The sequence below is a fragment of the Sporosarcina sp. So3-204 genome (assembly GCF_058068165.1).
In genome coordinates this window covers 539243-563232 of the sequence record NZ_CM176485.1, presented here as the reverse complement: position 1 = coordinate 563232, position 23990 = coordinate 539243, and the positions used below count along the sequence as shown (strand labels likewise).

General features: G+C 36.0%; 17 protein-coding genes and 1 pseudogene. 11 read left to right on the top strand and 7 right to left on the bottom strand.

Features of this window, described 5'->3' with window-relative positions; translation table 11 throughout:
* The first annotated feature begins 129 nt into the window (after nt 1-129).
* Nucleotides 130-564, top strand: a complete 435-nt coding sequence (locus AC3RV6_RS02700; protein ID WP_489747932.1) for a universal stress protein — start codon at nt 130-132, stop codon at nt 562-564.
* A 169-nt stretch (nt 565-733) separates the two neighbouring features.
* Here the strand turns inward: AC3RV6_RS02700 and AC3RV6_RS02695 are convergent, their stop codons facing one another.
* Nucleotides 734-1738 (bottom strand): Rpn family recombination-promoting nuclease/putative transposase, encoded by a 1005-nt coding sequence (locus tag AC3RV6_RS02695; protein WP_489747931.1) that lies wholly within the window; start codon nt 1736-1738, stop codon nt 734-736.
* Nucleotides 1739-2544: 806 nt separating this feature from the next.
* Nucleotides 2545-4155, bottom strand: a complete 1611-nt coding sequence (locus AC3RV6_RS02690; protein WP_489749168.1) for a polysaccharide deacetylase family protein — start codon at nt 4153-4155, stop codon at nt 2545-2547.
* A 528-nt stretch (nt 4156-4683) separates the two neighbouring features.
* Here AC3RV6_RS02690 and AC3RV6_RS02685 point away from each other — a divergent pair.
* A complete protein-coding gene (locus AC3RV6_RS02685) occupies nt 4684-5583 on the top strand; it encodes a hypothetical protein (protein ID WP_489747930.1) in 900 nt (299 codons plus the stop codon).
* A 723-nt stretch (nt 5584-6306) separates the two neighbouring features.
* Here AC3RV6_RS02685 and AC3RV6_RS02680 read toward each other — a convergent pair.
* Nucleotides 6307-7452, bottom strand: a complete 1146-nt coding sequence (locus AC3RV6_RS02680) for a hypothetical protein (RefSeq protein ID WP_489747929.1) — start codon at nt 7450-7452, stop codon at nt 6307-6309.
* A gap of 6 nt (nt 7453-7458) precedes the next feature.
* The gene (locus tag AC3RV6_RS02675) at nt 7459-8718 is read right to left on the bottom strand and encodes a hypothetical protein (protein ID WP_489747928.1); all 1260 of its coding nucleotides are present in this window, start codon (nt 8716-8718) and stop codon (nt 7459-7461) included.
* 341 nt (nt 8719-9059) lie between these two features.
* Here AC3RV6_RS02675 and AC3RV6_RS02670 point away from each other — a divergent pair, with 341 nt between their 5' ends.
* From AC3RV6_RS02670 to AC3RV6_RS02655, 4 genes and pseudogenes are all read left to right on the top strand, one after another.
* A complete protein-coding gene (locus AC3RV6_RS02670) occupies nt 9060-9323 on the top strand; it encodes a hypothetical protein (protein ID WP_489747927.1) in 264 nt (87 codons plus the stop codon).
* Between the two features lie 220 nt (nt 9324-9543).
* A complete protein-coding gene (gene uvsE / locus AC3RV6_RS02665) occupies nt 9544-10509 on the top strand; it encodes a UV DNA damage repair endonuclease UvsE (protein ID WP_489747926.1) in 966 nt (321 codons plus the stop codon).
* Between the two features lie 138 nt (nt 10510-10647).
* Entirely contained in the window at nt 10648-10872 is a 225-nt protein-coding gene (locus AC3RV6_RS02660; protein ID WP_489747925.1) for a nitrilase-related carbon-nitrogen hydrolase, read from the top strand.
* An 85-nt stretch (nt 10873-10957) separates the two neighbouring features.
* Nucleotides 10958-11152, top strand: a pseudogene (locus AC3RV6_RS02655) (MurR/RpiR family transcriptional regulator); the annotation flags it as partial.
* 429 nt (nt 11153-11581) lie between these two features.
* Here the strand turns inward: AC3RV6_RS02655 and AC3RV6_RS02650 are convergent.
* On the bottom strand, nt 11582-12985 hold the full coding sequence (locus AC3RV6_RS02650; protein WP_489747924.1) for an IS110 family RNA-guided transposase: 1404 nt from the start codon (nt 12983-12985) through the stop codon (nt 11582-11584).
* Nucleotides 12986-13105: 120 nt separating this feature from the next.
* Complete coding sequence (locus AC3RV6_RS02645) at nt 13106-14269, bottom strand: acyltransferase family protein (protein ID WP_489747923.1); 1164 nt, start codon at nt 14267-14269, stop codon at nt 13106-13108.
* 546 nt (nt 14270-14815) lie between these two features.
* Between AC3RV6_RS02645 and AC3RV6_RS02640 the strand changes: the two genes are divergently transcribed.
* From AC3RV6_RS02640 to AC3RV6_RS02620, 5 genes are all read left to right on the top strand, one after another.
* Complete coding sequence (locus tag AC3RV6_RS02640; protein WP_489747922.1) at nt 14816-17050, top strand: S-layer homology domain-containing protein; 2235 nt, start codon at nt 14816-14818, stop codon at nt 17048-17050.
* A 161-nt stretch (nt 17051-17211) separates the two neighbouring features.
* Nucleotides 17212-17994: a glycosyltransferase family 2 protein gene (locus AC3RV6_RS02635; RefSeq protein ID WP_489747921.1), complete on the top strand. Its 783-nt coding sequence runs from the start codon at nt 17212-17214 to the stop codon at nt 17992-17994.
* A 1-nt stretch (nt 17995) separates the two neighbouring features.
* Complete coding sequence (locus AC3RV6_RS02630; protein ID WP_489747920.1) at nt 17996-18334, top strand: DUF2304 domain-containing protein; 339 nt, start codon at nt 17996-17998, stop codon at nt 18332-18334.
* Between the two features lie 3 nt (nt 18335-18337).
* The gene (locus AC3RV6_RS02625; RefSeq protein ID WP_489747919.1) at nt 18338-18679 is read left to right on the top strand and encodes a DMT family transporter; all 342 of its coding nucleotides are present in this window, start codon (nt 18338-18340) and stop codon (nt 18677-18679) included.
* Between the two features lie 22 nt (nt 18680-18701).
* The gene (locus AC3RV6_RS02620) at nt 18702-19958 is read left to right on the top strand and encodes an ArnT family glycosyltransferase (RefSeq protein ID WP_489747918.1); all 1257 of its coding nucleotides are present in this window, start codon (nt 18702-18704) and stop codon (nt 19956-19958) included.
* Between the two features lie 117 nt (nt 19959-20075).
* On the opposite strand, the gene AC3RV6_RS02615 is transcribed toward AC3RV6_RS02620, so the two are convergent.
* Nucleotides 20076-22310 carry an S-layer homology domain-containing protein gene (locus tag AC3RV6_RS02615; RefSeq protein WP_489747917.1) on the bottom strand — a complete coding sequence of 745 codons (2235 nt, stop codon included), beginning with the start codon at nt 22308-22310 and terminating at the stop codon, nt 20076-20078.
* Nucleotides 22311-23990: the final 1680 nt, after the last annotated feature.

Genomic DNA, 23990 nt, shown 5'->3' with positions numbered 1-23990 from the left:
ATATTCTGAATAGCGTCTTGCACACCTAAAAAATAAGGTATAATAAAAACAAGGTACAATCATAGCCGCATGAAACAAAATGAACAATTGACCAAAATTCAATTGAACTTAAGAAAGGGGAATTGTAAAATGAATGGTTATAAAAATATTCTAGTCGCTGTAGATGGTTCAAGAGAAGCTGAAAGTGCCTTACGGAAATCAATCGAGATTGCAAAATTCGTTGACGGTTCAATTCTGCATATCGGTAATATAATCGATACATATTCAATCGCAGAAGAGGACATTTCAACACTAAAACAAGAGCAGCGACAGTCAGAGAAACTGCTAAACAACTACAAATCAATCGCCGAGGGTGAAGGGATTACAAACGTTGAAGTACAAATCAAACACGGGTCCCCTAAAAGCTTGATTACCGAAGAGCTTGCTCCCTTAGTGAAGGCAGATTTAATAGTGTGCGGTGTCCAGGGGTTAAAAAATGCCGAACATTTCTTCCTTGGATCTGTATCTGAGGAAATTGTTCATACAGCTACATGTGATGTTTTGATAGTCCGTTCTCAGCGATAATACGAGGTGCCAATACGAGGAGCCTGTGCAAGACACATTTATGACTATTCACACCCAGGTATATAAACACAAAAGAAAGCCAGGCGAATTAACACACTCCTGACTTCCTCTTTTAACACATGCAATTGTAGTGTATATTCTGAATAGTGTCTTGCACAGGCACCTATTACTATTGAATATATCTCCTAGCCTCATCTATTTCCTGGAACTTGAAGCTGTTTACTAATAAAAGTTTTAAAGCAGCTGTATCCGCGTTCGCGATACCGTCTTTGATATCTTGTGGGACTTTTCCGAATCTCTCGATCAACATCTGAATAGCTGTTTCAGATAAAGCCACAACCCCGCCTTTTTCCATTCCTGCTAACATACCTTTTTCCATTCCTTCTTCTCTCCACATATCAGCTAATGTCATAGCTACTTCACTCCCTTCAGGATAACTCATTTCGAACTGCCGAATAATTTGGTCTACATCTTTTTTCGTCAGGTCTTTAGCTGCACTAAATATATACCGAATCATCGTTTCAAAGTATTCAATCCCCGTTTTCTTATCTTCCAATTCATTTAGGTATTGGATAGACAGAAGAACCGATTGTAGGAGTTCATCATGCTCTTTTGTGTAAATATCGCGAAGAAGCGTCAACAAAATGCGCGTTTGTGCCTTCCCTTTTATTTCTTCATCAGCATAAGTTGAAAAGTCGTAAAGTAAATACTCGAAATCGGGTACATATATTTTCAATTCTTCTGGAAGTTCTTCGTATCCATTTAGCATGGCACTTAAATTAAAAGGGATACGCCAATTCGAACGACCATGATGAATAACGAGCGGAATAATAATTGGCAGTTCCTTAGCATTTTCTTTATTTTTCTTGGCTTCCCAAATTTCAACCATGTATTTTAACAATTGAAAAGCAATGCCTATATCTTCGTAACTCTTATGTTCAAATAGAAAGTAAAGATAACCTTCTTTTTCATTGATGTCTACTTTAAAAAGTAGATCAGAGAAGCTTTCTTCTAAGTTTTTATTAATATAACTGTCTTTTTGAGGTTCTAACGTGTTCACGTTTATGATTTTTACGAGGTTTTCTGGCAAGTAATGGGTAAGAAAGTCCTTCGCTGTTGACACATTTCCTAATGTTTCTTTGAAAAATTTATCATGTGGATTTTGCACTTTCATAAAGAGAGTTTCCTCCTTCAAAAGAAGTATTCAGTCAATTACCCTTACTTTGTATTATACAAGCTAACCTCGCACTTGACCAATAATCTACATGGTGCCTATGCGATATGAATTCACGCTAATTCATATTAATGTATACAAATTGAAAAGGAAGTTCATAGAATTAATATCTCGAAAACTTCCTGATTTTCCATAGACATTTATAGTTTAAATTCTTAATTGCGTCGTGCCCCGAAAATATTATGCAACTGTACTGTGGATACTAATTTAAAGAGCGTTATTTAGTGAGGTGTATTAGGAATATAAAAGTCCGGTTTGAGGGTTTTATTGTAAGGCGATATTCTGAGTGGCAGCCCGCCTGCGTAACCCATTTTATTTTTGAAGGTGCTTGCAATATGTATTTATGAGCAATGAGGATTTTATAAAGCTAAATTGTATTTATCAAAAGCTTGAAAATCTACGGCCGTACCTTGTTTGATTATTTCTCGTGTGCAAGTTTATAAAGTACGGACTGTAGTTATTTGCTAAAAAATATACTTGACTATAAATCATATGCATTTCTGAAGAGTTATAAAAGATGGCTATAAGTTGCCAGCATAATTTTATATAACGAATCAAGCAATCTCTCAAACTTGATTGCTATGCTGCAGATATGTAATGCTAAGTAGTTTATTTTAGAGTGGTAAAACTACTGTCACTCGTTGGTAAAGTAGATTTCACTATTGGTACATTTTATTACCTAAATTATAAGTAATTCATTAGTTTTTATAACCCAGATTAATCAAAAGTATTGTCCAACTGTGCACTTACACCAACTCAGAAACTATCTTTTTCCACGGTCTCCATGTAACTCCGTATCCCGTTCGGTGGTAGATTATATTGTCGAATCGGTCTACCAATTCCTGTTTTACATAATCATGATTTATAGAAACCTCAGTGGTGAGCATTGCCGCTCCTTTTGTTGGGAAAGTTTGGTTCACCATATAACTTGCCGCCATATAATCTAATGTTCTTTTTCTAATTGGGTATGTGTCGGGTAGGCTTTCATTCTTCCCCACATTCAGTCGATGCTCGTTAAGGTCTGTTGAAACTACAGTTTTCGCCCACGGCTTCCATGTAGTCCCATACCCTGTACGATGGTATAGCACATTATTATGACGGTCTACCAATTCTTGTTTTACAAAATCGTGATTAATAGCAACATCAGTAATAAGCATTGCGGCTTCTTTTGTGGGGAATGAACGGTTTGCCATATAACTTGCCGCCATATATTCGACTGTTCTCTTTTTAATAGGGTAAAAGTTAGGTAGATCTTCGTTTAACCCTGTATTCGAACGGTATTCATCAATTTCAGATGCAACTACCATCCTGTTCCACACACCCCAACCGCCATCAGTTAAAGCGTGGCGAGAGTATGTTTCGTCACTATTATACTCTCGATATTCCTGCCTACTGTATGCTGGCTCCGAACCCGTGTATTTGAAGGTGTATAGTATTCCACCGGCATTAACAGGGAAAGAGCCGTCAGATATAGCGAAGGTCTTAGTTATTTGGATTACTGTCATACCTACCCCATAGGCAGTTATTAAATTAGTTGCCCCTAAAGTGTTTATAGGCAAGTGCTCCGACTTAAAATGACCGTCAAGGCGCAACTTGTAATTTCCCGAAATAGTTTCGCTCCCGACCTTTAAATATGACTCTGTTTCATCTCCTATGAACAGTTTCGGACCGTACATTTCGTAGCCCTCACTGGGTGTCACTACGTCGATGTCTTTTGTTTGAATGTAATCCAAGAGTTGTTCTAAAACAGCATGTTCCTCTACGCTGTCAGTCCCTACGTGAAGCATAAAGACCAACCAACCCCCATTGGCTACTACATCATCCACATGTGCCTTATATACTCCGAAATCCGCTCCCGAACCCCAATAACCAAATCCTATGCGCTCTATTGCCATAGGATTGACGGTACCTCTGTTGATGCCCGTACCTCCAAAAGAAAAGTCAAAGTGACTTTGTACGGCTCTACGGATATAAGGGTTCTGTCTGTTTTGAGGGTAAACGAACCCTCTGCTTTTCGACCCGAGTAATTCTAATTGTCGCCTGTTTTCTTCCATGTCCACAAGTAACTCTTCGTAATTTTTCATTTCCATGTTAGGGCTGTGTGCGTTGTGAGTATGTCCCATAATCTCGTGACCATCTGAAATTAAATCCCTAATGTTTTCACGAGTCATCGTGCTGACTGGATTACTGTCTATCCAACCAGTAACTATCCCGAAACTACAAACCAATCCCCGCGAATTGAACATGCCGCGCAAGATACTGTGCGCTTTTTTGTGTCCGTCATCATCAATAAAGGATATAATCGGACGCTTCGGAACTATGCTTTTAGTTTCTGACTTGTTCTTGGAGGTTTTCACAGCAGTATCAGCCAACTGCTAACCATCACATGTTATTGTAACTGTCAATTAGAATTGGTTCTTAAGTGCTTTTGATAAGTCCATATTTCCATTACTTCCTAGGATTAGGAATACTCAAATAGAACCGGAGGGTAATCAAAAGTAAAAAACAAAAAAGCAATCATTAGACGGAAGCACTTATGGTTGCTGTTTTTTTGCAATACTAACTAGCGGCTCAACTACCTACAAACAGTCGCCCAAAACTTTGCTTAACTGGCTCATTCAGTCTGCAATACTTATATAGAAGATATAATATGGTTAATAGCCTGATACTAGCTGGTAATTCCGTTGTCATTTGGTGGTAAAAAAGATGTCACTGGTGGTACACCTTATTGGCTATAATCAGTTTCTTGCACCCGAAAACTAGGAATTTTAATTTCTGGCACCTAAATAGAAAACTAGCATGCAGCTATTTCCAAAATAAGTGAAGATATTTCCATTAAAGGAATGATATACTAAAAACAAAACAATAGAGTTGGAGGAATAAAATTGAACACTAAATTGGATTTTGCAAAAGTGATTACAATAATGGTACTTATACTTGGGCTTTTTCTTAGCGGAGTCAATACAATAGAAGCAAAAGATCATTTGCAGACGAACACAGATCAGGCAGCAAAGCAATCGACAACCAAGTACACCAGCAAAGTGATGAAAGTTCTACGTGTCAGCCTCGGAGTGGACAAGCATTCCAAAGTAAAAGATGACGTCATTAGCAATATGAAAAAGGTCGATGTGATGGACCGATATATGACTTCATTCGGAGAGAAATTGAAGGCCAATGAAGTTCGAAAAGCAGTGCAAGAGGTTTTTGCAATAGATTTGGATTTGATTTCTAAAAAATCAATCGGAACGACGGTGTCAACTTATGATCCAGCTGTTATGGAAATACTACGCCTCTATTTAAAGCTTGATAAGAATGACACAACTTACGATACAGACATTATGGATATGACCAAAAACCATGTGTTGGACCGCTATAGCAAAATGCATAACGATAAGCTTTCAAGCATGCAATACCGTGTTTTGATTAATCAAATCTATGGTGTGAATTTAAACGGAATTTCCAGTCTTGAGCACGCTCGCGTTTCAATCAAATCTAAAGGACAAATGATTTTACAAAGTGCTCAAGATCTAATTATTCTTTCATCCAGTCTCGATGACGTAGAAGTTTTTGTAGCGCCGACCGAGCTTTATATTGAAACAACGGGATCCACTCAACTTCCCGCTTCTTTAATTGAAAAGCTTTCAAGCATGGGCTTCACGTACGACGTTCCGACAAACGCTTACTATTATGCGAATCCAACAGGTGAGTCCATTCCTGATGCATTTAAAGGACAGACGTTAGGGTCGATTGTAGGAACGATTGCTGCTGAATTTCCGACTAACTGAATAACATAAAAAAAGATGCATTTGATGTATCTTTTTTTATTTCACTAAATTATAGGATGTTGGTATGTCTATTTTAGAAGTATGAATAGATAATGGGGTAATATGTGATGCGCTTACAATTATATGGATAAATTTTATTGGTGCTGTGCAAGACACATTTATGCCTTCTTCTTTTTTTTGATACAATTGTAACCTATTTTCTGAACAGTTTCTGCAAAGGCGCCCTTCACTAATTCCATGAAAATCGAGAATATCCTATATTGATAAAAATGTATTCACATATTCCACTGCCTCAATCACTAAAATATAATTATTGAATAGTACTGGGTTAGATTCCCGCCGTCACCACATGACTTTTTCATGGAAAATGTATAGATTATTGCAAAAAACATACGTAAGCCTAAAGCTAAAGCCACGTCTTCCGATGCGGCTAAGTTACTCCAATTCAATAAACTTTATGTTAGTACACCTCTAATTACTTAAATTAGCATCATGCACCATTTACTGTCGGTGCTATGTATAACACAATTATTTTATTTTTTCGTGGTGCCTGTGCCACACACATTTATGACAATTCACATTCAGGTATATAAACACAAAAGAAAGCCAGGCGAATTAACACACTCCCGACTTCCTCTTTTAACATATGCAATTGTAGTGTATATTCTGAATAGTGTCTTGCACAGGCACCAAAAGCTCTTGCACAGGCACCAAAAGCTATATTTAGTTTAGGCTTGTTTTTAGGAAAGGTACGACAATTTTTTCATCCATGAAATGATAAACATAATAATGTTTAAATGATTTCTCATCTTTTTCATGAATTTCATAAGTAGGTTTTAATTTATAAAATTCCTCTTTAAAATCTTTGGCAATGACTCTTAATACTTTTACTGCGATTTCTCTGTCATTCAAAAGAATAGTAAACGTTTCTTGATCCGCGTCATACATTTCAATTTTCATCTCTTTTAAATACGATTGATAATAATAACTTAGCACGTCGTTGATATTAATTTTAGATTGGCTATTTAATAAATATTGTATTTCTGTTATATTTTTTTCGTTAGCTAATAGCCTATTACTAATTAATTCCATCTCTTTTTTCATATCTTGCAGATCATTTGAGATTCCTTTTGTTACTTGTCCGTTTAATTGTTGCAACTGCTCTTGAATATACGCATTTTCGATTGCATTCAATCTTAACTCTTCCGCCTTGGACTTAATGCGCTCTTCATACTCTATTGATGTCTCAAACTCATCTTTTTCACCTAGCTCAATTTTGGCTGCATCGACTATGAAAATTTCCATATTTTGTTCAATTGCTGTTTCCATTTCCATTTCTAGTTCTAGTTTAGCTCGAGTAGGAGATGCTTGTTCACTTAGTGATGCATACTTCATTTCTAATTGTTCTTTCTGCGTGACTAATTCTTCAAATTGTCCCTTATAATCGATTGGGTTTTGACAATATGAAATAAATTGAGCGTAATTCTTCTTATATAATTCATCTATATATACTTTAATTTCATTTTGCTTTTCTTGGATTTTCATTTGCATATCTGACTCTGCATTAGCTGTTATTTCAGCTAATTCAAAGTTTAATAATGCCTTCTCATTTATAAAATCCACACCTTTTATTGCCGCTTTACCAAATTTACCTTTCATTGTCGAGCTCTTTAGTTCTTTAATCATTTGTATTAATTTATTATCCAGCAACTTATATGCTTCAGGATAAAAATCTGCTGACTGATCTAAACTAACTAACTGTATAGCCGTGTGACCTAAAAAATTTTGGTCATTCACTTTATGGTTATTTGCCAACAACCTAACACCATCAATATCCTTTTGAACGATAAAATGCATTAAAGCTGACATTCCCCATTAATCTTTAATACTGATTAACTGTGGGTGGTTCTTAAAGAAAGGATAATCTTTATTCAACACAGCCTCTTTAATCTTGTCAATGACTCGTACCTTTGAAGTTTGAAGGTTTTCAGATAACTTATAAGCAGTTTCTTTATTTTCCATTTGACCGATTTTTCTCTCAGCTTCAGCAAATTCGTAAAGTCCAATTTTTGCAGTAATTTCAAATTCTTCATAATTCACATCTGGATTTAATTCTTCAAGCAATTTTAGCGATACTAACACTTCATCATACGTTTCATTATGAAGATTTGTAGCCATTAATTCTTCGATTCCTTCAATAAACTTCTGTTTCAATAAAAGAATACGTTCAATTTCATTTTGTATTTGAATTTCCAGTTTTACATTTAATACTTTTTGTTCACTTACAATTATAAGTGCTTCATCATATTTGTGGTTTTCCAGGAAATTATTTTTTTGGATTTCTAATTGATTAAATTTATATAGTGCCTCATGTTGTCCTATTAATAATTCTAATTCTACAAGTTTTTTTGTATCCCACTCATTTAATTGCTCTAATTTATTGACATATTTATATGCTTCATCAAAATAAAATTGATTCATTTTAATCAATGCACCGAAATGGTAAACGGAAGCCACAAAATTTTTATTCATATGTAATACAGTGTTTTCAATCATAATAAAACGACTTTCAATGTCATCAATTAAGCCATTTTCTATATATTCTTGAATTTCCTTCAACTCACTTGCAATATATTGTTCATATTTATCTTTTAAATAGGCATCTTCTGATATTAAGAATTCTTTTAGTTGTTGAATGAGCGTGGTAAATTCTGTTGTTCTTAATTCATGCTGTTCATTATTTATATATAACGAATTAGTTGATTTTCTAATTCCACCTATGACAAGATCTTGATATGGAATAGTTGTTGCATCTTTAAAACCGTGTTTTATTCCTACAAAGTTATCTGTAACTATTAAACCATCTTTTCCCGATTTAAAAACAGTTGTATCATAGAGCGCTAAAACTTTCTCACTCTCGATATTGTATATTTTCAAAACGTTCGTCAGTTTTTTCTCTGGAATAAAACCAATGCTTAACTTCTCTTCTTCTACGTTCTCTTGAACTAATTGTAAAACCCCATTTATAACATCCGAAGAAACACTATAATAGTCAAATTCCGTGTAACTTTCTTCATCTTGAACCATATCTATTATATCACTCTGTGACTTGCTTCCAAAAAACCGTTTAAACATATTTCCACCTACTTTTCATAAATTAATAAACTCTATTTAGCGTTTAGGTATTTAAACACATGATAATAGTAGCAAATATTTTTTAGTATGTAAATGAAACTTAAAAAAATGCACGAATGTATCATTAAACTAAATTCCATCAAACCCACATGCCGTTAATTTATATTGCGGGATGCACAGGTACGCTTTTTTTAGGTACCCCACAATTAATTAAATTGAGCCAATTCATTTCTTCTTTGATTTCATCGTTAAATACATATAAAATAAACTACTGTAGTTCTTTAATTTACAGAAGAAGTATGAACTAACATAAAGAATAAATATTTGAACGGAGGTTTATTATGGATTATAGAATTTTTAACAAGCAAGTATTCGAACAAGCACAAGTTCGTTCGGTTTCAGATGTAACATTCACCGAGGAAGAACTCCAAAATGGTATGAAGTTAGCAGTGTCTAAAGAGGACAATACATTAGAATTGTATCTAGTGGAGGTAAACGGTCAGAAGAGATTTGAAGTTCGTTGGGATGATTCGCAAGAGGTTTTCACTGGTTGGAATTCCGCTTGGGAAAATTTCAATTGGTGTTTAAGCATCACAGCTAATTAATACGAGGTGCCAATACGAGGTGCCTGTGCAAGACACATTTATGACAATTCACTATATGACATATTAATACAAAAGGAAGTCAGGCGAATTAACATAACCCTGACTTCCCCTTTTTTTGTATGCAATTGTATTTTATATTCTGAATAGTGTCTTACACAGGCACCATACAATATGTTTACTGCCACCCTATTAGCTCCATACTAAAGGTTGAGGTGGTAAAATGACGATTGTGCGACTAGGATATGTTGCAATGAGTATGGAGCTGAAAAATGCTTCCCCTTCTAAAACAATGACGTATGCCCAGTTCCAAAAGATCAGGGAGCGTGAAGCGGCAATTCGCAAGTTGGAACGGATTTCGCTTACTAATTTAGAAAATACACATAGGCTGCTTAAACATAATATGTTTAATGAAATTCATTTTTATCGTTTAACTTCGCGACTCATTCCGTTAGCAAATCATGGAGATCTTTCCGATTGGGATTATATGAAACCGTTAAAAAAGAAGTTGGACGAAATAGGGGAATTTGTGAGAAAACATCAGATGAGGATTGATTTTCATCCGGATCATTTTGTTGTGCTGAATTCCTTAAAAAAAGAAGTGTTGATCAATTCATTAACCACCTTACGCATGCATTATTTATTGTTAAAAGGCATGAATATTGATGCAACTCATCGTTGTGTGCTCCATGTAGGTGGCAATTATAAAGATACAGAAAAATCATTAGAGCGTTTTGTTACAAATTGGAATACTATTCCCCAAAACATACAAAAGATGGTTATGCTTGAAAATGATGATACTTCATTTACACTTGATGATACGCTTTATTTATGTGAGAAATTAGCGATTCCGCTTGTTTTTGACTTTCATCATCACCTGGCACACCATCAAAATGAAAAATGGGAAGATAATTGGAGCCGTGTAGTCGATACATGGAAGGATTCGCCCCTTCCAATTAAAATGCATATCTCTAGTCCGAAAAGCGAGGCACAATTCCGTCACCATTCAGATAATGTGGATGTCGACATGTTTTTCAGGTTTTTAAAAGAAATAAAAGGTACAGTTCCGCAAATAGATTGTATGATTGAGGCAAAAGAAAAGGATAAAGCTCTATTTAATTTGATCAAAGAAGTTGAAAAAAGAGATGATGTAGAGCTAATTGATGGATCAACGTTTTACGTGAAGTAAAGGATTAGGCGGTACCTGAGCCAAGCCGAATATTAGCTTTACAAGGGGCACAAACTTATTATTTGCCCTTCCCTATGGAGTATTCCAGCCCAGTCCAGATGGGATATTCAATTACCAGCTCGCGCATTAGATAACACGGTGTTTGTACTTGGCGTAAATACAGTTCATGAAGGTAGCTGTGGTAAAAGTAAACTCGTCGCACCAAACGGAGAAGTACTAATTGAATCACCTACAGATGAAGAACATATCCTTGTTCACGAAATGGATCTTTCTCTAATTGAAAAAACGAGAATTGTTGTTCCTTATCTAGACGATTTGAATCGTAACTTACTTCCAGGTAAAGACCCAGTCATCAATTACTAAAATATTGCTTCAGGGATTGAATCTTATGACTAAAAAAAATATTTTTCAACATATAGCGCAATTAGCCACATAAGCGGAGGTAAGTGAGGCTACAGTCGTTAGATTTGCTACAGCATTGGGCTATTCGGGTTACCCGGAAATGCAAAAGCATATGCAAAACTCTATACAGGAACAGCTAACTACAACTGAATGGCTTAAAATGTTCTCCCATGTGTACGATGACAAATACGAGGTGCCTGTGCAAGACACATTTATGACAATTCACTATATGACATATTAATACAAAAGGAAGTCAGGCGAATTAACATAACCTTGACTTCCCCTTTTTTTGTATGCAATTGTAGTTTATATTCTGAATAGTGTCTTACACAGCGTTTAATGTGGAATAAGTCAAGCACTATGTTAAACGATTTTTGGCCGCACGAAACCAAAGCCTCATGGTTGAATTTTTTTGAAACTCGACAATCACAGAACACTCTATAATGGCGTCTTTCTGGAGCGTGAAAGGTCTCGCGTTTTCGTTCCCACAGGGATACATCCTATTAAATATAAACTCTGTGCTTTCACGTTTTATTCGTATTTGTGGAACAAGACCCATAACGCTGTGCAACGAGGTCCAATAAGGCCTCAGGCACTCAATCCTATGTGGTCTACGCTCCAGGAAGACGCCTTTTGTTTTTTCACTTTCAAATTGATTATTAAAAATTACTTAAACTGTTTCTGACATAACGAATCGACTGTAAAATTGCATTTGTTTCGGTTTATTCCGCAGTTTACCGGCAATAACTTTCTGTAAGACGTAATCTGGTTGTTTACTTTGATAAAGTTCCTGATGTTTCCGCATTGCATAGGCGATACGTAAAATTCGGTTTCCAATCGCGATATATGCCTGTCCTGTTAATTTTCCACGTTCTTTTAACTTCTTGTAATGTTCATTCATTTCAGGATTCTGTTGTGCTGCAGATTTCCCTGCCTGATACACGATTTGACGGAAAGAGGCCCGACCTTGCTTCGAAATCCGGTAATGATTCGCCTGTTTACCACCTGACTGCCTCACGATTGGATTTGTGCCCGCCATCTTGATGAGTTGACCGGCATTTGAAAAGTCCTCTACATTCCCCATCTCCGCGGTTAATTCTGCCGCGATTGTGACCCCGATTCCTGGCACACTTAACAAAATACCTCCATCTGTCTGGAGAAGAAGCTCTTCTATAATCGTCTCTAACTCAACAATCTGTCGTTGCAATAGTTCATACTCGTCAAGCTTTAAACCTAGAAGTAGAAGCTCGCTGTAAAGCATATCCTTTGGTTTAGATATCGAGTCTTCAGCATAAGCGAGTAGCCGCTCAATTGTTGTGTCACGAAGCTTCAAGTTCTGTTCAATCGACAGTTTTCGTAGTCCTGAGTGCCCGAGTGCAATTACATCCGATGGATGTGGATAATGTTTCATCAAGTAAAGGGATGTCTTAGAATCAAAGCAATCTAACACTTTGACTACTTGATTCTTGCCATCTATTCTTACATTCTTCCCCTGAAATTCTCGGAAAATATGATCCATGTACATCCTAAGATGATTAATACAACGACTTCGATCATTCACCAGCCGACGCCTTGCCCGTGTCAGTGTTTGGAGTGTTTCTAATTCCTGTCGCTTTTCCAGACTTGTTCCTCCACGTCCATGCAAGATTGACTGCACAATTGCCATCAAATCCACTCGGTCAGTCTTCGTGTAGCTCAGCATAGTCTCCCGCTCTTTCGCAGTAGTGGCTGCATTTAGGACCCTAACAACATATCCTTGATCCATAGATATCCTCACTAAATCCTCATAATAATGGGCAGTTGTCTCAATGCCTAGAATCACATCCGTTAGTCCGTAGGCTTCCTTCGTATCTTCAATCGCCATCTGCAATACATGAAAACCAGTCATTGAACCATCAAACTCGAATGGCCCTTTCAAAATATCGCCGTAAATCGTACAGATCATTGCCGCATTCACATACTTCGCTGCGTCAACCGCTACAATACAGTATTTATCCGCTTCTGGATTCCTCATCAAACGATTCCAATAACTTCCGTTTTTCCCCTGAATATGATTTAATGATTGTATAACCATTGTTTTCAGCTCCTCTTTTATAGTGGGGTGGGATTTGGAAGTTCTGTGATTGGTACTTCTCTATACCCTGAAAACAATGGTTTTTTGCGTTTTTTTCTATCTATTTAACATAATAGGCACTTATAAACTAATAAAACCCGAAATAAAAAGTGATGAACTTACCGTAATGCTTAACATGACGACCAGCAATACAACGACTTTACCTTTGCTCTTTTTAATATCCAACTTCAACATAGGTGCTTCAAGTAATTTTGTTGAAAGATAGGCTAACAGAATCGTTACGACTAAAATTAATGCGCCGTCAATAATCGGAACAGTCTTCGTGTTCATATACGATTTATAAAAGATTAAAAGTGGCCAATGCCATAAATAAATACCGTATGTAAGTCCACCTAAAAACATCAAAGGTTTTAAACTTAATAGTCGATCCACACCAAAACGCGTACTGTTTTCAGAAGCGATGATGATGAATAAAACACCGGAAATCGGAACCAACGCCATGTATCCTGGAAACACCGTTGATACAGGTAATAAAATACCCGTCAAACAAATTGTTAATAACCCGATCCAACCGATAAAAGTGTTGACCCATTTATTGAAAAATATATAAGGTAAAACCAACGCCAATAAACCACCTATAGCAAACTCCCAAATTCGAGCAAATGTATCAAAATATGCCCATGGTTGGTTGAGATTCGTTTGATAAATGGAATAACCAATTGAAACCGCAAAAACGAGTAACAACGCAACTAAAAATGTTTTTCTTACAGGCGTTTTGAATACCTTTTTTGCTAGAAAATACACGGCGATGATAAATAGCGGCCAAAAAATATAAAATTGACCTTGTACACCTAGTGACCAATAATGCTGAAACGGACTTGCTGCATTATCAAGCGCTAAATAATCTACCGCATCAAAAGCCAAACGCCAGTTTTCAAAATAAAAAATAGACGCTGTCATATGCGGTAGTATTTCACCCCATTGTACTTTCGGTAAAAATACTAACGCCAAGCTACCTACAACAATGATAACAAGCAATGCTTGCGTAAATAACCTTCTCGCTAACCCTAAAAGAAACTCACCAAGCTTAACCGTTCCCGTTCTCTCTATTCGCGATAAAAGAGACATCGTTATTAAAAAACCTGAAAGAACAAAAAAGACATCTACTCCTCCAGATACTCTTCCCAACCATATATGATAAACAGCAATGAGCAATGTCGCGATCGTTCTAACGCCTTCAATTTCTGGCCGATACCGCTTCTCAGGCTGTTTTAAATCTGCCATACCAAAATTCACTCCACTCTTTAAATACTTCACAAATCTTATCTTAACATTTTACCGCCTATCACAACTAGAAAAAAGTTTAATTCTACTTCGATTCCCGGGGATGATCCCTGATCCCCGGGGGGTGCCTGTGTGAAATACATTTATGACAATTCACATTTATACATAATAATGCGCGTTTAATTCGGTGAATCCTTTATTTTATTGACAAATTTTCCTCGGGCATACAATTGTAGTGAATAATCTGAATAATGCCACGCACAGGCACCTTCAAAGATTATGTATATTTACCTACTATAACCCCGAGGGTGCCTGTGTGATATACATTTATGACAATTCACATTTATACATAATAATGCGCGTTTAATTCGGTGAATCCTTTACTTTATTGACAAATTTTCCTCGGGCATACAATTGTAGTGAATAATCTGAATAGTGCCGTGCACAGGCACCTTCAAAGATTGTGAATATTTACCTACTATAAGACATAGTATATCGAAGTTTGCTATAATTGTAGAATAATAAAAAAAGTGAGGTCAAACAAAAATGAAAAAGTCGATGGTAGGTTTACTTGCCGCTATTTTTATAGTTTTCATGCTCCAAGGGACAGCAGAAGCTAGCGAATTGGTCATTACACCTAAAAAAGATCTGGTACCAATTTTCGACAACCGCTCAGAAACCTTTAAAGAAATCGGTAAAATGCGCTTGGATGAACCCTTAATCGCCGTACAAAGTTATGGTACTAACTGGTGGCAAGTAAGATTTGCTAATGCTTATGGCTATATTAGAAAAGTTGATGTTGATATTCAAACAAATATGACTGTTCCAGCAAAAAACAAACAAAAAAATTCAAACACAGTTGTTTTAATTAATAAAGATACAGATATCTATGATAATTCTTCGGGTAAGCTTAAAAGTTTTGCCATTGCGAAAGAAGGCTATAAGTACCCTGTCCTTTCAGACTTCGGAACTTGGTGGAAAGTCGATGCCGGAGGACGTGTCGGATTTATACATAAAAATGCTACAACAACTGACAAAGGCATTCGCGTATTAATGTATCACCATATTTTAACTGCAGCTGAAAAAGCAGACTCCCCTTTCGCAAAATCAAATACGACGATCACTGACACACAATTTAATCACCATATGGATTATCTAAAAGACAATGGCTTCACAACAATTAGCACGAAGGATCTTGAAGGCTATATTAACCGGCAAGTGAATCTACCTGCCCGTTCAATTGTACTCACAATAGACGACGGCAATATAAGCTCCCGTATTTATGCCTATCCAAAGCTAAAACAATTAGGGTTTACAGCTGACCAATTTATGATTACATCAAGAATCGCTAAAACACCGCGAACATTTAACCATAAACAACTCCACTTCTTAAGTCAGCAAGAAATGAATGAAACGGCAGACGTCTTTAATTATTACGGCCATACACATGAACTTCATTCATTAACAAAAGATAATATTAGCTTCGTAACAGCGAAGGATCGTAACTTCGTTAAAAATGATTTACTATTAAACCGAAAATTGCTCAATAATATGCCCTATTTAGCTTATCCATTTGGCCAATACAATAACGATACACTCGCTATTTTACGCGAAACTGGATTCACAATGGCTTATACAACTAAAGGCGGGTATGTTACACACGCGACCAATAAGTTATTAATTCCACGGATGGGTATTGAACCAACACTAACGATGAAGACATTTCAACAAATTGTTGATACAGGGATGCCTGCTTTCAAACCGGGAATACCAAAGCCGGAGCCTAAGCCAGAACCTAAGCCAGAACCTAAGCCAGAACCTAAGCCAGAACCTAAACCGGAACCAAACGGCCTATTTACAGATGTAAACAAAACGCATGACTATTATGAACCAATCTTAAATTTAACACAAAGAGGTATTATTCAAGGATTTCCAGACGGAACATTTAAACCTCATAACAATGTAACGCGTGGTCAAGCAGCAAAAATACTTGCCAATGTGCTAGATCTTGATATGGTAAATATCGAAAATCCTGGATTTACAGATGTCACTGAAACAAATCAATACTATAAACCAATTGCAGCTTTAGTAAAACTAGGCATTGTTGGCGGATATGATGACAAGACATTTAGACCAAGCAACAGTTTAACGCGTGCGCAAATGGCGAAAATTATAACACTCGGCTTTGACCTAGAAGATGAAGTACTCACAGACACCCGATTTACAGATATTAAAAAAAGCGACCTATTTTCTGGTTATGTACAGTCACTACTTACACATAACATTACAATCGGAACAACACCAACTACCTTCTCACCAAATACATTTGTAAAAAGACGTCAGTTGGCTCTATTCGTCACAAGAAGCGAAGCAGCCGTCGTAAATAAACCTAAAGCACCTGCTGAAGTAGTATCTGTAAAAGCAATTCCTAAAGAGGTTGCGTTAAAAGGCAATATTATTGTAGATGACTTCAGTTTGATCGACGGCTTAAAATATGTTACAACAGCAACCTTAACAGAGGATCAAACAGTAAAAGATATTGAAAAGTTAACAGTTCAATGGTTTAATGCAGCCAATGAATTAATTGGCACAGGCACACTAACAGATAAATTCAAAACCGAATTCCCAAATGCCACAGAAATTTCAATGCCTTATGATGCATCGTTTAATTATGAAACAGACGGCGCTTGGATTGTCGAAGGTGCATTTAGTGAAGAACCTATTAAAGTTGTAGTCACCGTTACCTTTGCTAATGGTAAAGAAGTAACTGTGAAAAAGTAATACAAAAATCCCGATTAAGACGATAAAACGTCTTAATCGGGATTTTTTCGGTTGTAGGATTTATTCCAATTCGAGTGACAATTCGTGTGCTTCACAATCACCCACCCTAAGATTTTAGTATTTCTGGAAAAATCTATGAATAATCGAGGGTACAATATGTTATGATTAAGATTAGTGACTTGAAGGATAGTATTTGTAATGAAAGGGGCTTTTCGTTGAATACTCATATTGGAGATTCGACTGTTTTAATCATCGTTCCCGCTTTTAATGAAGAGGAAGCGATTGAAGGTACGATTGAGAAACTACAGAAATTAAGAACGACCCATACCTCTGTGGATATATGTGTGATTAATGACGGTTCTAGAGATCGAACGGCAGAAATTGTGCGGTCGCATCCGGACATCATTTTGATAGATCTTGCAAATAATTTGGGTATCGGCGGTGCAGTTCAAACCGGTTATAGATATGCGCATGAATACGGCTATGATGTCGCTGTTCAATTTGATGCAGATGGACAACATAACGAAGATGATTTGGCGTCGATTGTAAATCCAGTTCTCGCTGGAGAATGTGATATGTGTATCGGATCCCGTTTCGTGGAAAAGACTGCATATGAAGGAAGTACGGCACGACGTATGGGTATTTATTACTTTCAATACCTCATCTTTTTCTTAACGGGTCAAAAATTCACAGATGCAACTTCTGGGTACCGTGCGATGAATAAGAAAGTCATTGCTTTATTTGCTTATGAATATCCGCGTGATTATCCGGAACCTGAAGTTATTATTTATTTACGCCGTAAAAAAATGGTCATAATTGAAAAGACGGTTAATATGCATGCACGTCAAGGCGGCGTATCTTCTATTACACCATTTAAATCACTTTATTATATGGTTAAAGTGACGCTTTCAATTATTATGCAGAAATTGATAAAGGAGAACTAATATGACTATTAGCTTGCTATCATTTTTTATCGTTCTCTTGTTATTTTTTATTATCATCGAGTCAGTTCGAAGAGGAATTTTAGAGACGAAGTATTCCCTCTTATGGATTGTTACGTGTATCGCAATGGGTTTCCTAACACTTAATGTGAATTTTATTAATACATTAAGTGACTATATTGGCATCTTTTACGCACCTTCCTTGTTATTTCTTTTCGGCTTATTGTTTTCACTTCTTCTTATTTTCGATTTGACTAGAAGGATTTCTAAATTAAACAAAGAGTTAACTACGCTAACACAGGAACAGGCGATATTGAAAAAAAAATTAGAAGAGAAGGAATAAGATATGGTATATGTATTATTATTAATTAATATTTCTCTCCTCGTAACTGGGCAAGTCTTATGGAAAATGGCTGTAACAGGAATTGAACAATGGAACGTATCAACCGCAATCGGCGTTATCTTTTCCCCTTTATTTATCGGCGGTGCTTCACTATATGTCATTGCAACAGGTATTTGGCTTGTTATCTTAAGTAAATTGCCACTAAGCGTTGCATACCCAAGTCAAAGTATTGGTTATGTTTTCGGTGCTATCCTTGCGCTGTTCATTTTCCGTGAAACCATTTCAATTACACAATGGAGCGGAATGGCTGTTATTATATTCGGCGTGTATCTTGTAGCTAAATAGTATATTGAGGTGGAAAAATTACGTGAAGTTTATTAAAAATCATATTGTCATTATTGGTTTATTACTTTTATATTTGATTGTAAATCTCTTTTTCTTAATTATGCATCCAGGTACATTATTTAACCAACCCGAGCGATTTGGAGAAGCGATTTCTACTTACGGTTCAAGAGACGCCTCGCTTTACGCGAAAATGGCATGGCAACTCATTACTGACGGGGTTTACGGCTATAATATTGAAGGCTCCAACGCATATGTAACGTACGGCCAGCCACTTTATTTAACAATACTATTTTATATAGCAGACTTATTTAATACGAATCATGTAATGGTCTTTCGACTATCAAACATGATGTTGAATCTCGGCATTGTCATTCTAATTTATGCAATAGCAATGCGTTTATTCAAACATAAATGGGTCGCAATCCTTGCTAGTATTTTCTATATGACACATATCGGTCCGCTTCATTACTTCCGAACTGCACTTACGGAAATTCCGTCAATCTTTTTATTAATGCTGACGATTTGGCTGTTCTTATTCTCTTTAGAGAAAGACAAATACCGTTACCATGTCTTATTTGGCATTGTTGCAGCACTTCTATTAATGTTCCGTGCAACACCAGCACCAATGTTGTTGTTCGCTTGGTTCATCGTGATAGGTCATAAAGGATTTAAAGAAGCTGTAAAAATCGGTTTTATTTGGGTCATTGGACCTGTTGTCGTCATGGTGCCTTGGGTAATTCGAAACCTAATCATGTTCGGGGAACCTTATTTATTTTCTTCTCATGCAGGTGGGCCACTTCTAGGTGGTGCGAACCCATTTTACTTAATCCCTCAAGCGGATCTCGTTAAGGAATCGATTGATGCAGGATTATTGGATTATGAATACGGGAAACAACGAATTATCGAAGGGTTTCAAAATGATTTCCCACTTTGGTTTAGCTGGTTTACATTAGGTAAGACTTTCTGGTTATTTTTCGATAACTTAGGAAATCCGGATGGACTAGGACCTTACAGCGGCGTTTTCTCGATCTTCTGGCTTAAGTTTTTCAAGTTTCAAAATATCTTCGTCGTAGTAATTGGTTTCCTATCTGCTATTTTATTGAGAAAACATAAACCGCTTGTGTATATGAGTACTTTACTACTCATTTATATATTCTTCTCAAATATTTATTTAACCATTCCAAGATACGGGTTGCTTGTTTTTCCGATTGTGTCGATTGTTGCTGCTTATGGACTCGTTACATTTTGGACGTTCTTAATAAATAAAATTAAAAAATAAAAAGAGTAAACTCATTAGAAGAGACGCCTTACTGTAAATTAAAACTGGTTCGTTCTCAGTTTTAATAGCACAGCAGGCGTCTTTTTTATAATGTTATTTATTCATTAAAAACGTATGTTATCTGATTGACTTATTTTCTGATAAATAAATTTTTAGTAAACTTGTTGATGATTTTTTATTGTATGTGTTTATGATTTCAAACTCGAATTCTTCTGTTTTGTTAATATTAGACTTATTGTTTGCCGGAACGTATTTATATTGACCGTTATTCGCTATTTCTAATTTTCCATATTGGCCTTGAATCGTTTTTGTTATTGAAGTTAATTGAGTTACAGCGCCACTTGACACTAATTTTACGGTTGAAATATGAGCATTATTTTTAGCGCCTACAATCTGACCATCCAAAAGGTTTCCTGTCACTACGGATTCTGCTGTTGAAACTTGTGAGTAATCCCTGTTTCCTACATCATACATTTTAAATGGAATGGCTTCTACAACTGATAATCCAGCACCTTGGCTAAGAAGAATACTATATTCACCTTCTGTAAAAGTACCCAAATCTATCTTTGCTTCTTTACCGATGAAGAGTGCTCCTCCAACTGAATCTTTATAGTTTTTAATGTTTGTTACTTCATCTCCATTATGTTCAAGAACGGATACAGTAATTTCTTTTCCACCTAGCAGTGTATGAAGCGTAGCAGAAACTTTCACATCTTTCTCATTGTCTTTTTCAACTTTGAAATGATGAGTATTGTTTTCATTTTTTGCTAAGTCAGAGATTTGATTTGCGCTAAGTAGTCCTAGATCTATGACACCTAAACTCAATCCTATAAGGCCGCCCGAAGTTTTTGTAAATGGTTCTTCTTCCGATACGATAGGCTGCGTAAACAAAGGTGTTGATTTCGTTTGGCTTGCTGCTTGTGGTCCAGCAGAATCTAATATCTCTTTAACTTTCGCTAACCGTTTTTCTAAAGCTGTTTTTTGTGAACCTTCAGGTAAAGAGTTTACCAGTTCTTTAGCAGTGTCATAGTCTTTTTGAGACATAGTACTTTCTGCTTTTTCAACAGCTTTGTTCACATCGTTTTTAGTGGAAGTGGCTTTCAACTCTTCTATCGCTTTGATTAGAGCATGATAGCTCTCATTTACTTGCACTTGTGTCGCCTCTTCATTTGCATTTACACTTTCAGCTCTATTTAAGGCTTTTTCAAGAGCTAACCAAGTTGCAGTTGTAAAGTCTTCTTTAGATAAGCCTGTTGCAGTTTTGATAGCACTATTTAAAAGTTTTTTAGATATCGTATTAGGATCTACTACTTCTAATCTATCTAGCGTCGTCATTAAATTATTATAAGCGTCATTTACTTGCGCTTGTGTCGCCTCTTCATTTGTGTTTATACTTTTAGCTGACGTTACAGCTGTTTCAAAAGTTGTCCATGATTTAGGTGTATAGTCTTCTGCTACTAAATTTGCTGCAATTTTAATAGCTCTGTCCAACATTTTTTTGGACACGGCATCCAGATTAGATTCTTCTAAGTTTTTTAATGCATCTTCTAGTTCTTTCAATACTTTATCTACAGCAGCTTGGTTCGCATTTACATCTGCAGCTACCTTTTTGGCAGCTTCAATTGCTTCTTGTAGTTTGTCCCATGTCTCTTTTGAAAAATCCGATTCTTCTAGGTTTTCAAGGTCTGTAATTTTATCATTAATGCGCTTTACTTTTTCGCCACGTACGACGAAAGAGGCCATTTGACTTCTCGTTACATTAGCATAAGGCGAAAATGTATTTGATGTTGTTCCTCTTGTAATGTTATGAGAGAGAAGAGATTGAACATGATCTGCAAAGTAATCCGATTTTTTTACATCTTTAAATCGATTGTCAGATAGTTCTTCTACTCCAAATTCAAAGCCGATTGTCAGCATTTTAGCCATTTGTGATCGGCTAAGCACATTATTAGGTCTGAATGTATTATCTTCTTTATAGCCATCAACAATTCCAGCTTTAACGAGTGCTGAAATCGGACCGTAATACTCGTTTGAAGTAGATACATCCTTAAAGCCTGGATTAGAAATTCCTGTTGTATCTAAATTTAATGCAAGAGAAATAATCTTCGCAGCTTGTCCACGTGTTAAAGAATTAGCCGGTCTGAATGTACCGTCCTTATGTCCTTTTAAAATGCCTCTTTCACTCAAATTTAAGACATTCTCATAATGTTCTTGCCCTGGACTAAAATCTTTGTAAGAAATTGTCGCTGCACTTGTAGTCATTGGAACTGAAGCTACTAATGCACCAGTTGCAACAGAAGTAGCGATAGCAACATTAAAAAGTTTTCTAGAGTAATTGTAATTTTTTTTCATAAATTATATTCCTCCTTTTACTAATTATATGACTACTAAATATATAGTGATTAAATCACTTAATTTACATAATAATATAAATAGTTTCATATTATGAATAATATACATACCTCCTTATTTGAATGCAAGACAATTGATTGTCTTTTTCATTCTATAAATGCATACAAAATTAATAGACTAAATATCGTAATAACACAGACTTTTCTCATAGATATTATACTCATTAATATATTTACTGACGATTCAAGTATATAAACACAGATAATGATCTTAAAGATATAAATTATTTCCTTATTTATACATCTAAAAAAAGGTTCAAAGAACTATGAAGTTTACTGTTATTTAAATTTCAATTTATTTTATTGTGATATTTAAATAATTAAACTAATATAGATATTTAATTTCAGTACTTTAGTCCGGAAGATTATTAGGGGATATATAGTTTTTATGACAGTTCTCGCCAAGTTAAAATTCGACTTTTCACTTTATAAATCGTCAAATTAAGTCGAACACAGAAAACAGGTGTATTTCGCAAGCGAAAAATGGTTCTTATACAAAATTGGTGAATCCATATGTATGCTGTTATTAAATCATGTTATTATTTTAAAATATAATTATAGACGATAAAGAATACGTTTTTCTAATAGTTTTAGAATCGCCCTATCATAAGTGACTCTTTTAATTGTTTTTAAGCAATTAATTAGATCTATAAATGGCCATATCATCGAAAAAGGTACAATTCTTCTTATAGTGATAGGTAAGCCTTTGAAGTTATCGCCAGCTTTTCCCCCACTTCACACCGTACGTGAAGCTTTCGCTTCATACGGCGTTCCAACTAATCCAATTCCATTCAATCATCAACACGTGATGTGTCTCAACTCTTCCGTTTCAATAAGTCGGTGCCTTCCGTAGAAGGTGAACCTCTATTAGTCTTACAAGAACCTTATTAACCGATAAAGATTTGTCTAACATGATTGAAGGAATCTTTTACTAGTCTAGTGGCTATCCCTCCACGTTCATTACACGCTTCAACGGTACTGTGCCACCACTTTCACTGATATGAAGAAAAGTTATATAGTCGCTAGTCTCACGACTATTTTCCTGTTCAACGCTTCATCAAGAGTAAGCTCTCCACGTTATCAGCTTACAATGTTGAATTATATCTATTATGGAACAGACTTAGGTGCTTCCTATGAACCTGTTAGCATTGCATGTGCCTGTAACACAAGATGGATTTTCATATAACCGATTCTTACTCATCCACAGCTAACCCTACATTTGGTAGTAAATACATTTCTATATAACGTGCGTCTAGACCCGTACATTCAGAAGTTCGTCAGCAATACAGTATCTTATTGTATTTACATTGCATTCTCACCATATTTGTTCAACCCAAGCATCATGATTTACACCACCCCATCGGGTAGGCTTTCGTCAGCCAAACTAAACTGTTACGGTAAATTCTCACACCTATTAGCCGAGCTTATAACACGCTTTTTCTTACTAATCAGCGTGCTATTCGACACAGGGGAAGCCTTTCAGAGCGTTACCTCCTCATTCGACTTCTCGATATAACCCTTTAATTTTAGAAATCTAAAACTACCTGATTTTTACCGAAATTGTGTGACCACATTTCGTTTGAATCAGGAACGTTTCGCACCAAGAATTGCACCCATTAAT